The following is a 13,776-nucleotide window of genomic DNA, read 5'->3' as shown; positions in this document are numbered from 1 at the left end:
CTAAATCTATTTATCCAACCTGACACAAAATCAATCCAAACCATCCTTTTTGATCAGTCCAAGTTTTGACGGTTTTTAATCCTTTACTGTCTAGTTGTTCTGACATGGTTATTAAATCAAACTTCCGAGAAATTTCTGTTAATATACTTTCTCCTTCTACAAAATGTACCTTTAAATCCAAAATTTCCAAGTGAACCCAATGGCTTTTTTGACAATGTAAATACATCTCAATTTGATGATCAACCTGATTATAAATTGCTTGATGTTGAAAAAAATTGAGATCAAAATTACCTTGAAAACGCCAATTCAAATGGGAAAGCATATTCAAGTTAAAAGCAGCAGTCACTTCTTGACTATCATTATAAGCAGCTTCTAGAATATCTTGGGGTTTTTGTAAATCAATCCCCAATAAAAAGTAATCTCCCGGTTGTAAAGTGCGAGAAACTTGATTTAAGAAAATATCACATTCTTCTGGGTTAAAATTCCCTAAAGAACTTCCCAAGAAAAATAACATCCGTGATTGTAAATAATTCGATTCTAGATGAACTAAAGCTTGTTCATAAGTTCCTAATAAACCATGAATTGCAAAATCAGGATATTTTTCTTGTAATTGTAAAACACTAGTTTTCAGAATACCTCCACTGACATCAATAGGCAGATATTTACAATTACCAGAAATTTTTTGATAAGCATTTAATAAAGCTTGAGTTTTTGTAGAACTACCACTACCCAATTCTATCAACTGACAACAATTTGTAATTTCTGCAATTTCATCAGCATATTGTTGTAAAATCCAGGCTTCTGTACGAGTCGGATAATATTCTGGTAACTCACAAATCTTTTCAAATAATAGAGAACCAGGATCATCATAAAAATATTTGGGGGGTAAATTTTTCCGTTTTTCAGTTAACCCCTTAATGACATCTTTACCATCAATACTTAGCTCTTGATAATGATGATCTAAAACTGTTAAAGGTTGTGTAATCATTTGCTAAATCCTCTTTGTTTACTTTGTGACTCTGGGTGAAAAAAAAGATATTTATTTCATATTTATTTCATCCAAACTTGCAGCAATTCTAAAACCGACGTGCTGATAAAAAAACGGACGAAACCAGTTACGATAACAAGCTAAAGCCATTGTACCATTCGTTGCCCAAGAACCACCCAACATCATAAAATGTTTATTATCAAAAAATGGTGCAGATTGATCTGGATAAAGATCATGGGTTTGAAATCCTGGTAAGGGATAAAATCTACTAGACAACCATTCCCAAACATTACCCCGTAAGTCAGAAATACCAGATTGATTATTTTCTGAAAACATTCCTACAGGAGTTGGGGAAATAAATTGTAAGTTGAGATTGTAGTTATTTGATAATCTAGAATCTTCAGATATTTTCAGAGCTTGATTCCATTCTACTTCTGTCATTAACCGAGTATTCTTACCTTTCCATTGACAATAAGCCATTGCTTCATAATGGTTAACTTCTACAGGCCAATCTAAAGGTAAATCTATTTCATCAAATGTAGCACGATAACGATAGTTATTTTCTTGGGTTATCCAGAACTTAGGATATTCTACATTGTAGAGTTGTTTCCATTCCCAAGATTCAGCATTCCAGTAATTAGAATTGTTGTAACCACCTGCTTGAACAAATTCTAAAAATTCTCCATTTGTAATTAGATATTGACTAGCTAAAAATGGTTGAACTTCAACCTCTAAATTACCATATTCACTATCCCACCCAAAAGTTAAATCATCTTGATTTTTTCCTAATTTGACGACACCACCGGGAATTTCTCGCATTTGATTATTAGGAATTTCTCCATTACTGGGCGCATAATTCCATCCTTTGGGACGTTTTAATTTATCAATTGGTAGTTGACGCAACAGCATCGAAGAGGTTTCCAGATGAATGCGACTATGTTCTATTCCCATTAATAAAGCCCAAATAGGATGTTGCTGATGAATGGGTAAATTTAGGGTAGTGTTGTTAATGATTGCTGTAATTTTTTCCTTAGCTTTGTTTCGATATTCCCAGACTTTTTCAACATCAGGCCAGTTAAATCCTTGAATAGCTACCTCCAGTTCTGCTGGTGTTTCTGGATCAACGCCAATTTCAAATAGATTTTCATATTGGGGATTAATCCGATTTGTTAATAAACCGACCTGAATTAATTTATTGATATAAAAAACAGCCGAATGTCCAAGATAGAAAATTAATTTATTTCTTAAAGGATCGGGATTTAGATAAAAGGTTTCTTCCTTAATTACACTTTTCATTAAGGTTTCTTCCATTTCCCAGGAATTTTCAAAATATTTAAGTAGGATTGTGGAACTACAATTATCGAGTTGGGGAATATGGGTGTCTGTCATTTGATTAGCCTTGGTAATTAATTCCTTGGTATAACTTGGATTAACTAAATTATTTTATCTGAGATTATGTTAACATAACTATGTTATGTTGTCTTCTCAGTATATAGATAAGTTCGTAAAAAAAGTTTACATATTCCGATTACAAAATGTATAATTGAAAGTTACGATTATATGCAATAGAAACGGGTAAAGGCATGAAAATCACCGCATAATTATGGATATACAACAATTTGCTCAATTGATGATCAACGGTATTGCTGTAGGTAGCATTATTGCCCTAGCAGCCGTCGGACTGACTCTAACCTACGGGATTTTACGGTTATCTAATTTTGCCCATGGTGATTTTCTCACTTTGGGTGCTTATCTAACCCTGATGACCAATAGTACAGGTGTAAATATTTGGCTGTCAATGATTTTAGCAGCTTTGGGAACAGTAGGAGGAATGTTACTAGCAGAAAAATTACTGTGGTCAAAAATGCGGTCTATCCGTGCCACCTCCACAAGTCTGATCATTATCTCTATTGGGCTGGCTTTATTCCTCCGCAACGGGATTATCTTTATCTGGGGAGGTAAAAACCAAAACTATAATCTACCCGTGATATCAGCTTTAGAATTTGGCACATTAAGAGTACCGCAAAATCAATTATTGGTACTGGGATTAGCTATTTTAGCCATTTTATCCCTTCACTACCTACTACAAAATACCAAAGTTGGTAAAGCCATGCGGGCAGTGGCCGACGATTTAGATTTGGCTAGGGTATCGGGTATTAATGTTGATAGAGTAATTCTTTGGACTTGGGTAATTGCTGGTACATTCACTTCCCTGGGAGGTAGTATGTACGGGCTAATTACAGCCGTGCGTCCAAATATGGGTTGGTTTTTGATTTTACCCCTATTCGCTTCTGTAATTTTGGGCGGAATTGGCAATCCTTACGGAGCGATCGCCGCAGCCTTTATAATTGGCATTGCCCAAGAAGTTAGCACCCCTTGGCTAGGTTCACAGTATAAACAAGGTGTAGCCCTATTAATCATGATTCTGGTGCTGCTGATTCGTCCCAAGGGTTTATTCAAAGGCACAATTTAAGCAGCACCAGCCTACTTCTAACTATTCAATAATGTGGAAGTAGTAAGCTGCTACCAAAAAGTTAACAGCCAAAAGTAATAAAGCCCAACCAGTACGGAAAGCGTAGGAAGGTTTAGCAGCAGGTTTTCCTTTAGCAGTCATAAGCGGTTCTCCTAATTTTGTGGCTTTTTAAGAAATAGCAAACTCACGCGCCAATTTTGCAAATTCTTTAAAAATATTTTTGTAAGGTTGGTCAGTTGTCAGTTGTCAGTTGTCAGTTGTCAGTTGTTGGTAGGAAAAATCTTTTCCTCTGCACCCCTGTCCCCTGTCCCCCGTTCCCTGTTCCCTGTCCCCCGTTCCCTGTTCCCTGTTCCCTGTCCCCTGTTCCCTGTTCCCTGTTCCCTGTTCCCTGTCCCCTGTCCCCTGTTCCCTGTTCCCTGTTCCCTGTCCCCTGTCCCCTGTTCCCTGTTCCCTTATTCCTCCCCAGCGTGGTAGGAACTGCGAACCAACGGACCTGAACGGACATGATTAAAACCCATTTCCTTGGCTATATCACCTAATTCTGTAAATTCCTCTGGTGTCCAATATTTTTGGACTGGGAGATGATCTAAAGAAGGACGCATATATTGACCCATGGTTAAGCGATCGCACTTTACAGAGCGCAAATCCGCCATTGTCTCAATTAATTCATCTATTGTTTCTCCGTGACCCACCATCACACCCGACTTCGTAGGAATCTGATCATTAAATTCTTTAACTGTTGCTAATACAGCCAAGGAGCGGTCATATTTTGCCCCTCGGCGCACGGTTGGGGTTAACCTGCGGACTGTTTCCACATTATGGTTAAAACAAGCCGGTTCAGCTTGAATAATCATCTCTAGGCTATGACGTTGGCCAGCTAGACCTCCACTACCCCAAAAATCAGATGTTAACACTTCAATTTGAGTTGCTGGGTTCAGGTCACGGATACTCTCCATTGTCTTGACAAAATGACCCGCTCCCCCATCAGCTAAATCATCACGGGCTACAGCAGTTAACACCACATACCGCAATCCTAAAAGCTGTACTGATTCTGCTACTTTTTGGGGTTCTTGCTCATCCAAAGCCATGGGGGCATGACCTTTATCTACTTGACAAAAAGCACAGGATCTGGTACAGGTCGGACCCATTAATAAAAAAGTCGCTGTTTTTTGAGCATAGCATTCGCCCCGATTTGGACAACGACCCTCTTCACAAATCGTGTGAATTTGACGCTGCTTAATGATCCGCTGAACAGTAGACATTTCACTAGCTTTACCCAGAGGACGACGCAACCAGCTAGGCATAGTTATAATTTCCGACTTGATATCAACCTTTTGTGAATAATTCATAATATATACTTACCTATCTCGCTGATCTCAATTTATCTTACTACTTAAACCCAAACACCAGTTAATTTGCAGTTAATAACTGACACTTGTGTTTACAATCAAAATACTGTATAGTAGTATTCTTTACCTAGCAGCAAGCCCTAAATATAATCAGGGAAATTTAGTAACTGACACTTGTGTTTACAATCAAAATACTGTATAGTAGTACTCTCTACCTTGCAGCAAACCCTAAATATGATCAGGGAACTTGAAAAATCAATTGGCTATCTGAATAAATGAGGTTTCAGTGGGACTGGCAGCTATGGCAAATAACAGAATTTTAGTTATTGACGATACTAGCGTTGTGAGAATAAAAATCAGAGAAATGTTACCCCCTGGTTTCGAGATCATCGAGGCTAATGACGGGTTGAAAGGGTATAATTTGATACTTGAGGAAAAATTCAATTTGATCATACTAGATTTTCTGTTACCGAAAATGAGTGGTTGGGAAATTTTCCACAATATTCAAGTTAAACCAGAGTTACGGAAAATTCCTTTAGTGATCATGTCAGGCAGTAAGGAAGAAGTGACAGAAAAATTAGTAGAACCATTTGAATATTTTGAATTTCTGGGCAAACCTTTTGACAAAACCCAACTTGTTAACGCGGTTAAATCAGCAATAGCCAAGTCTAAAAAGGGTCAGCAAGGCTTAAAATCACCCCAATTTACACTTGATGTCAAGGGGGTAGATTCACTTAATGAAATAAAATCATTAAATGACAAAATTGTCAAGATGCAATTAGAAATTGATGGACTAAAAAAACAGGTTAATCAAATTGTCGCTTTTATCAAACAGAAAATCAAGTAGTTTTGTGCTTCGTAATTATTATTACATTGGCAATTAACAAGAAAATGGGTAATTGGGTGTTAGACATCTACAGAAATTAAATATCTGTACCCCAGAACCATTGTAGAGACGTTCCATGGAATGTCTCTACAATCTTTGCCTCGAGAAGTTTATTGAAGATCAGCTTTATTACCCATTGCTGAGAAATAAACTAAAATTGCTTTAGCTCTTGATTGGTAATCACACTAGCTTGTACACTAGTAACCTTTGCTGCTTGTAACATGGGAGTGTTAGTAACAGAACTGTTAACCAAAGTAAACAAAGGATTGGATAAAATTCCAGAGATAGTAGTAGCTATCAAAGTTACTATCAAACTCACTTGCAAAGGTCTAAGCCCTGGTAAATCCCAACGCACTTGGGGATAATTTTTGACTACCTCGGACATTTCTTGAGGTTCTTTGACCACCATCATCTTAACTACACGAATGTAGTAATAGATAGAAACTACACTAGTAATTAAACCGAGGAGAACTAACCAGTAAAGACCAGCTTGCCAACCTGCCCAAAATAGGTAAATTTTCCCAAAAAATCCGGCTAATGGGGGAATACCACCCAAAGACAACAGGGAAATACTCAAACCCAGTGTGAGGAGAGGGTCTTTTTGATACAAACCTGAGTATTCGGCAATTTGGTCTGTTCCCGTGCGGAGAGAGAATAATACGACACAAGTAAAGCCGCACAAGTTCATAAACAGGTATACCAATAGATAGAAAATCATACTGGAATAACCGGCATCAGTTCCCGCAATTAAACCAATCATCACAAACCCAGCTTGGGCAATAGATGAATAAGCTAACATCCGTTTCATGCTAGTTTGGGCTAGGGCGACAACGTTACCCAATACCATACTTAGGACAGCCAAAGCAGTGAAAACAAATCTCCACTCATCAGCTACAATCGGGAAGACAGTGGTTAATAAGCGGATAGCCAGAGCAAACCCTGCTGCTTTAGAACCGACGGATAAAAAAGCGATGACAGGAGTTGGTGCGCCTTCATAAACGTCTGGTGTCCATTGGTGAAAAGGTGCAGCGGAAATTTTAAAGCCAATACCCGCAATTACGAAAACTAAAGCAATTACTAAACCTAGAGATTGACCAACATTCGCTGTAGCAATACCCTGAGCGATCGCACTTAATTCCGTTTGTCCACCAGATAAACCATACAAGAGGGAAACACCATACAAAAATACTGCTGTACTAGAAGCACCAATTAACAGGTATTTCAACGCCGCTTCATTGGAACGGGAATCACGTTTTGTATAGCCTGTCAACAAATAAGAGGAAATACTCAAGGCTTCTAGAGAGATGAAAATCATCACCAACTCATTAGCACCGGATAAAAACATTCCTCCCAAAGTCGCAGTCATCAAAATAGCGATAAATTCGGCTAAAGCCGTACCACTTTGTTCGACATAGCGAATTGACATGAATATTGTCACCATCGCCGATAGAGCGATGATACCACGAAAGACAATACTCAGGTCATCACCATTAAAACTACCAGTAAAAGCAATGGGGGTAGTTGTATCCCATTGAAAGTATAGAGCGATTATTGCCGCTGTTAAACCGAGCGTAGCTAGATATCCTATCCAGCGAGCAGAGCTACGCCCCAAAATCAAATCAACAATCAAAACCCCCAAGAGAGTAATCATGACGATTCCCTCTGGTAAAATCGTTCCCGCATTTAACTGGGATGCAAAATTAGCAAAATCCATGAGATGTATAGGTTTTAGCGATTAGCTGACACAAGTTTATTCTATCTATAGTTTTTAACTAAAATTGCATTGATCTTTCTATCTTTAACAGTTGATAATTCTTATAAGTAGGTGGGCGTTAAAAATTGTCGTTGGGGCAAGGGAACAGGGAACAGGGAACAGGGAACAAGTTTTCGGCAACTTTACTTTTTGTTACATATTTCGGTTTTTTTCCGTTCATCTACTTATTTGATTTTAGCTAACCGGATATTCCTGTAAGCATAGCTTAAAGCACTTTATCTGCCAGCCTTTAAAACTTGTTCAGCTGTCAGTTTGAAATTTGGGAATGTCGGTGAAGTAATGGGTTGATTGCCTCGAATTTGCTGAATTTCATACTCTCCTTTGACTAACGTACAAATGGAAAGGGTAGGTTGTTTCGGTTTCCCAATATGTCGAGTCCCACCTAGACCCGCATAATCCGCAATCCAATATTCAGGAATACCTAGAATTGCGTAGTCTTCGACTTTACGCGCATAATCGTTTTGCCAGTTGCTACTAACTACTTCCATCACAAATTTAATCGAACTGCCCAGCGTGAGGATTGATTGGTCATTCCAAAGTAGTTCTTTCGCAAGTTCATTGCGATCAATAACCATAACATCAGGTCGAAATGCTGTCATACCCAAGTTAGAAGGACGTAGTAATCCTCGCTGAAGGACAAACCAATTTAAACCTATTGCATCAATTTGGGCGCAAATTTTTGTGGTAGTAAAAGCTGAAACTTCTTCATGGTAGCCTGTTGGTTCTAAATCAAACACCTCTCTATCAATCAATTCGTAGCGGTTACTGTCACCATAACGGACGATAAAATCGCCAAAACTCAGTAACTGCTGTTGTATTGGTATTTCGGTTGCAATGGTCATAGGTCAACTTAGCCCCATCAATATCATCACTCTAGCATTTTCGCTAAATCCATGCACTCCGAATTAAAAAGGCTAATGTAAAGTTCACCTTGATAATAACTTGATAATAAGAGGAGATGGCGATCGCCCTAAATTTTTCAAAAAAAACAGTAACAGTAGGATGTATGATGTTAATTAATTTTGGCAGGGAATATTGTTTGGTGGAAATGTTGGGTTTCCTTTCGTCAACCCAACCTACAAGATCGGCGATTGCACTAAAGTAAACTGGGGATATTTTCGGATTTTTAGTCATCTTTAGATGACTTTTGCTATTAGACGGGGAATTCATTCCCTGGCGGGTTGTGGATTTTGCGTAAGACAGCTATAACAGCTTAAGCAATCAAACTGAAATTACTACTAGTGAGAGTGATATCAGGATTACCTAAACGGGCAAATTCAAACACTGTTCCCGTACCCAAAATACTGCCGTCTTGGTTATAGAATAGACTTCCCGTACCTTGACTAAACACAATACGAGCGTTACTAGCATTGACAAATTCATCATCACTAACAACTGCAAAGTCAGTTAAAGCCTGTCCGACAGTATTAGTAATGGCATTAAATGTAGCTTTACTTAATACAATCTGGTCTAGTCCCGCTTCAAACTCGCTAATGTAATCAACGCCTAAGCTGGTACTAAAAACACTATCGCTTTGAAACAGATATTGATCATTACCAACTCCTCCCGTCAAGATATCATCACCAAGTCCTCCCCAGAGACTATCATTACCAGTGCCACCGTTGAGAATATCATTACCTGCTCCTCCCCAGAGGGTATCATTTCCTCCTAACCCTTGCAGTTGGTCATTACCACTACCGCCATTTAAGGTATTATTTAGAGCATTACCTGTGAGACGGTCATTTCCTGTACCACCTGTGGCATTTTCGATGACGTTATTAGCAGAGAGAATCAGTTTAAGATTACTATTGACCGTTTGTGAAGTTGCAACACCCAAATTCACATTTACAGCAGCAGTCGTCCCAGTAAAGTCAAGATTATCAATACCCCCTGTTGCCGTTTCTGTAATTGTGTCCGTCCCCAAGGCACTATTAGCAACAAAGGAGTATGTATCATTACCATTGAGACCTGAGAGGGTGTTATTGACACTATTGCCAGTAATGACGTTATTACCCGCGTTACCTGTACCGTTAATTGCTGTTGTTCCTGTGAGGGTAAGATTTTCTACGTTGGTTGGTAGAGTAGTGGTAGCAGCGGCACTGAGGGTATCGGTTATGGTTGTAGTTACAGTTTGGCTTGTACCCAAGCTGGCATTAGTGGGAGAATTAAGGGTGAGGCTAAAGGTCTCATTAGCTTCATTCAGGGAATCATTGAGAATGGGAATATTGATGACTTGACTGGTAACACCAGGGTTAAAGGTGAGAGTTCCGCTGGTGCTGGTATAGTCTGATCCTGCTATGGCTGTACTGTTAGCAGTGGCATATTGGACGGTAATGGTTTGGGTGCTAGTGCTGGAAAGAGTAACGGTATAAGTAACGTTTTGAGGGTTGGTGTTACCTTCAACTATGGTCTGGTTAGCGCTGAGGTTAAGATTAGGTAATAAGTCATCATTAGTAATAGTTCCTATGACGGCTGTGGTTGTCCCAATGGTGTAACCTGTTCCTGTAGCTAATGTTAAAGCCACAGTTTCATTACTTTCAACAATTGTGTCTGCTGTGGGGTCAATGGTTAAAGTGGCTGTACTTGCACCCGCAGCAAAGGTGATGGTTTTTCCTGTTCCTGGGGTTGCACCTGTATAGTCGGTACTGTTGGCTGTACCAGTGATGCCATAGTTGACGGTTAAGGCACTAGTTGTCGCTCCTGTACGAGTAAAAGTGTAAACCAGATTGGTTGTACTATCTTCCGTAACGCTACTAGGAGATACTGCTAGGGTAATGGTGGGTAAAGCCACATCATCATTAGTAATAGTACCCTGAGCTTGAGCATCTGCAATACTCGCATTTGTGGCGTTACTCAAGTTAACAAAAAAGGTTTCGTTTGCTTCAAATAAGCTATCTCCCAAGACAGAAACGGTAATTTGTTTACTGGTTTCTCCAGGGTTAACATTAAAGATTAATGTTCCCGTTGTGGCTGTGTAGTCACTTCCTGCGGTAGCTGTGCCATTAGCTGTAGCATAATTAACGGTGACAGGTTGGAAAGTTTCACCAGAAAGGGTAACGGTAAAGGTGGCGTTTTTTGTACCGCTGTTACCTTCAGTTAAGGTAACGTCATTTATACTGAGACTGAGGTTAAGAGCGGGTTGAAATTCAAATGCCCCGATATCAACTGTACCACTGGAAATTCGGGTAAATCCACTGCCTCGGTTATCAAAGGGGATGGTTTCGCTATTATCGTTACCATCGGCATCAAGATCGAAAACGTCTGTTATGATTAAGGCGTTATTGCCTGCATTAATTGCTGGGCTACCGCTAAGTAGTGCATGAGTAAAAATGCCATTACCATTATCTTGTAATAGTCCAAGTTTGGGGTTGGGATTGACGATATCTGTTCCTGTGCCAATTGTGCCACTTGCTCCCGTCAAGTTACCAATTAGGTTGTTATTATTGCCATTAATGTTGCCCTCAATATCAGGATATATGCCAATATTTCCAGCAACAATTGAATTTCTTAGGTTAACAGTACCTCCATCACTGTCAATTCCTCCAACACCGCTGTATGAACTGGTGGCAGTATTCTGAGTAATCGTACTATTAACTACATTTACTACTCCACCACTTGCATCAATTCCACCAGCCCTGGAAGCTTGATTACCGCTTACTGTACTGTTAATTAAGTTAATTGTAGAACTTGAGGAAGATTGAGATATTCCCTCGCCAATGTTGTTATAAATAGTGCTATTGCTGATGGTTAAGGTTTTGCTATTATAGATACCACCACCTGACCTTCCAGTGTTATTTTTAATCGTTGTTCCCAACAGAATGGCTTGACCACTATTATAGATCCCACCACCGTCGGTATAAGAACCAACCACTTGATTATCAGCAACAGTTGAGTTGATTAAAGCTAATACACCACCATTGTATATTCCTCCTCCGGACGAGAAGATCGATGAACTGGAATTGTCTTTTACAGTTGTGTTGAATAATAAGGCTGTAGCATTCTCCCCAATATAAATCCCACCACCACTTCTAGTTGTTAATCCTCCTTTGACTACAATATTGCTCAAGTTTAAGTATTTAGATACCTCAAAAACGCGATCTGTGCTTGTCAAACCACTAGCATCAATTGTGGCAGGTTGAGTTCCCGTTGATTGAATGGTGACTTTACCAAGAATATCTAAATCTCCCCCCTTGGTATCAATGAGAGAAAAAGCAGTGAGACTATAGGTTGTTCCCCCTGTCAAATTGATAATGTAATCGTTGGTTGTGTCAGCATTGGCTATTAAAATCGCATCTCGTAAAGATAAACCATTAGTAGCACTACCATCATTTTGATCTGCGGTTGTATTTACAGTTAGGGTAATAGCTGGATTGGGTAGTGAATTACCTCCCAGAATGATAGGATGGGGTTCATCATCGGTAATAGTGACAATTCCTTGTCCAGCGTTGGGATCAATTATGGCATTCGTGGCATTACTAAGGTTAACAAAGAAACTTTCATTAGCCTCAGCAATATTATCTCCGAAAACAGTTACAGTAATGGTTTTAGTGGTTTCTCCTGGTGCAAAAGACAATTGACCACTAGTAGCAGTATAGTCAATTCCAGCAATAGCGTTATTATTAGCTGTTGTGTAATTAACCGTCACCGTCTTATCAGTTACGGCGTTTAAGTTGACTGTTACAGTTCCCGTTTTTGTGCCACTATTCCCTTCAAGAATAGAAATATTATTGATTTTGATAATAGGGGAAGGGATTCCTTGAAACTCAAATGCGCCAATATCAACACGATTATTTGCAATTCGAGAAAAACCCGTTCCGCGTTGATCAAAAGGAGTGGTTTCAGTCGTATTTCCATCACCATCAGTATCAGTTACATCCAGGGGAATATTATTATTATTACCCGCGTTAATCGCTGGACTTCCATCTAATAAAGCATGGGTTTGGGTTGTACCACCGTTATTTTGTAGAGGACCAAGGAGAATATTGGGTTTAACAATATCTGTTCCTGTGCCTATTGTGCCACTTGCTCCCGTCAAGTTACCAATTAAGTTGTGATTATTGCCATAAATTAGTCCACTAATATCAGGATTGTAAATGCCATTTGCAGGAGAACCGCTATTATTTGGCGTGTGAAAATTATTTACAATAATGGTGTTTTTGGTGTAAACTTCTTCTGTTGTACCGTAGCCATCATCGAAGTTATAAATTCCGCCACCCTTGCCGTTATTATTACTGTCTAAGTCAGCAGTATTATTAGTAATAGTGCTATTATTGAGATAAGTTTTTTCTCGATTGAAAATACCGCCACCATTTTCTCTGGCACTATTACCACTAATCGTAGTATTATTCATAGTAATAGTTCCCTCCGTATCATAGGAAAAACCATCACCATTGAAAATACCGCCACCATTTTCTTTGGCACTATTACCACTAATTGTAGTATTATTTATGGTAATAGTTCCCGCCGTATAAGAGTAAGTACCATCACCATTGGAAATTCCACCACCACTTTTTTCAGCACTATTATTACTAATAGTTGTATTGGTAATGGTTACTGTTCCACTGTTGTTGAAAATACCACCGCCCCAACCAGCCGCACTATTATTACTAATAGTGCTGTCTTTTAAAAGTAGAGTTCCATTATTGATAATACCGCCCCCATTTGGATCAAGATAAGAACCAGCAGATGCGACGGTGATGGTATTATTAGTAATGATGCTATTATTAATTTCTGCGGTGCTTTTATCATTGATCCAAACTGCACCTAAAGATGCACCAGTAATCGTCACACCATCTAAAATCAAATAGGCATTTTCTTTGACATCAATTGCCGAATCTCCAAAGCCTGATGCAAAACTTGTTTTTAAATTTGTTGCGTCAATAATTGCTTTTTGAGTACCAACAGATTTAATAGTGATTTTTCCACCTGATAAAATATCTAAATCACCTGTGACTGCTGCTTGTTCATTTCCACCATTATTAAGTGAAGCAGTATTCTTAATACTCAATGAATAAGTTTGTCCTCCTTGTAATTCAATAATGTAATCATTGGTTGTATTAGCATTGGCTATTAAAATCGCATCTCGTAAAGATAAACCTCCCGTAGCAGTACCATCATTTTGATCTGCGGTTGTTGTCACTGTTAAAACAATTGGTGTATTTTGCTCTACAGCAACTTGTTCACCTCCTACAGTAATATTTGCCCAATCATTTTCTATGTTAATTCTGCCTAATTCTTGAGTTGTTAAATTCTGTCCGCGCACCAATGCTGAGAATTTTTCCCCTTCATCTCCGGGGGTGTCTATTT

At 38.9% G+C, this 13,776-nt stretch carries 12 protein-coding genes; 3 read left to right on the top strand and 9 right to left on the bottom strand.

What is annotated here, in order from left to right; all coding sequences use genetic code 11:
• Window positions 1-10 precede the first annotated feature (10 nt).
• The gene (egtD, locus tag ACIR310F_RS0106845) at window positions 11-988 is read right to left on the bottom strand and encodes an L-histidine N(alpha)-methyltransferase (protein WP_028083173.1); all 978 of its coding nucleotides are present in this window, start codon (window positions 986-988) and stop codon (window positions 11-13) included.
• A 51-nt stretch (window positions 989-1,039) separates the two neighbouring features.
• Window positions 1,040-2,377 (bottom strand): 5-histidylcysteine sulfoxide synthase, encoded by a 1,338-nt coding sequence (gene ovoA, locus ACIR310F_RS0106840; protein WP_028083172.1) that lies wholly within the window; start codon window positions 2,375-2,377, stop codon window positions 1,040-1,042.
• A 214-nt stretch (window positions 2,378-2,591) separates the two neighbouring features.
• Here ovoA and ACIR310F_RS0106835 point away from each other — a divergent pair, with 214 nt between their 5' ends.
• The gene (locus ACIR310F_RS0106835) at window positions 2,592-3,461 is read left to right on the top strand and encodes a branched-chain amino acid ABC transporter permease (protein WP_028083171.1); all 870 of its coding nucleotides are present in this window, start codon (window positions 2,592-2,594) and stop codon (window positions 3,459-3,461) included.
• A gap of 21 nt (window positions 3,462-3,482) precedes the next feature.
• Here the strand turns inward: ACIR310F_RS0106835 and psaX are convergent, their stop codons facing one another.
• The 3 genes from psaX to lipA all read right to left on the bottom strand — a co-directional run bounded on the left by psaX (window position 3,483) and on the right by lipA (window position 4,810).
• Complete coding sequence (psaX, locus tag ACIR310F_RS0106830; protein WP_028083170.1) at window positions 3,483-3,602, bottom strand: photosystem I protein PsaX; 120 nt, start codon at window positions 3,600-3,602, stop codon at window positions 3,483-3,485.
• A 112-nt stretch (window positions 3,603-3,714) separates the two neighbouring features.
• On the bottom strand, window positions 3,715-3,966 hold the full coding sequence (locus ACIR310F_RS24145; protein WP_071604798.1) for a hypothetical protein: 252 nt from the start codon (window positions 3,964-3,966) through the stop codon (window positions 3,715-3,717).
• A complete protein-coding gene (lipA, locus tag ACIR310F_RS0106825; protein WP_028083169.1) occupies window positions 3,914-4,810 on the bottom strand; it encodes a lipoyl synthase in 897 nt (298 codons plus the stop codon). Before lipA ends, ACIR310F_RS24145 begins: the two co-directional genes overlap by 53 nt.
• A gap of 301 nt (window positions 4,811-5,111) precedes the next feature.
• Between lipA and ACIR310F_RS0106820 the strand changes: the two genes are divergently transcribed.
• Entirely contained in the window at window positions 5,112-5,657 is a 546-nt protein-coding gene (locus tag ACIR310F_RS0106820) for a response regulator (protein WP_028083168.1), read from the top strand.
• Between the two features lie 190 nt (window positions 5,658-5,847).
• Here ACIR310F_RS0106820 and ACIR310F_RS0106815 read toward each other — a convergent pair whose 3' ends face one another.
• The gene (locus ACIR310F_RS0106815) at window positions 5,848-7,410 is read right to left on the bottom strand and encodes an NAD(P)H-quinone oxidoreductase subunit N (protein WP_028083167.1); all 1,563 of its coding nucleotides are present in this window, start codon (window positions 7,408-7,410) and stop codon (window positions 5,848-5,850) included.
• 111 nt (window positions 7,411-7,521) lie between these two features.
• Here ACIR310F_RS0106815 and ACIR310F_RS25335 point away from each other — a divergent pair, with 111 nt between their 5' ends.
• Entirely contained in the window at window positions 7,522-7,668 is a 147-nt protein-coding gene (locus ACIR310F_RS25335; protein ID WP_155963654.1) for a hypothetical protein, read from the top strand.
• A gap of 17 nt (window positions 7,669-7,685) precedes the next feature.
• Here the strand turns inward: ACIR310F_RS25335 and ACIR310F_RS0106810 are convergent, their stop codons facing one another.
• The 3 genes from ACIR310F_RS0106810 to ACIR310F_RS26085 all read right to left on the bottom strand — a co-directional run.
• The gene (locus ACIR310F_RS0106810) at window positions 7,686-8,312 is read right to left on the bottom strand and encodes a Uma2 family endonuclease (protein ID WP_028083166.1); all 627 of its coding nucleotides are present in this window, start codon (window positions 8,310-8,312) and stop codon (window positions 7,686-7,688) included.
• A gap of 43 nt (window positions 8,313-8,355) precedes the next feature.
• Complete coding sequence (locus ACIR310F_RS0106805; protein ID WP_028083165.1) at window positions 8,356-8,604, bottom strand: hypothetical protein; 249 nt, start codon at window positions 8,602-8,604, stop codon at window positions 8,356-8,358.
• A 79-nt stretch (window positions 8,605-8,683) separates the two neighbouring features.
• Window positions 8,684-13,776: beta strand repeat-containing protein (locus tag ACIR310F_RS26085; protein ID WP_196803177.1), on the bottom strand; the 5,093-nt coding region annotated here is incomplete at its 5' end.

Origin of the sequence: Dolichospermum circinale AWQC310F (genome assembly GCF_000426925.1) — a bacterium.
Classification (GTDB): Bacteria; Cyanobacteriota; Cyanobacteriia; order Cyanobacteriales; family Nostocaceae; genus Dolichospermum; species Dolichospermum circinale.
The sequence above is the reverse complement of the archived record's forward strand: the minus strand, read 5'-3'. Positions and strand labels throughout refer to the sequence as shown.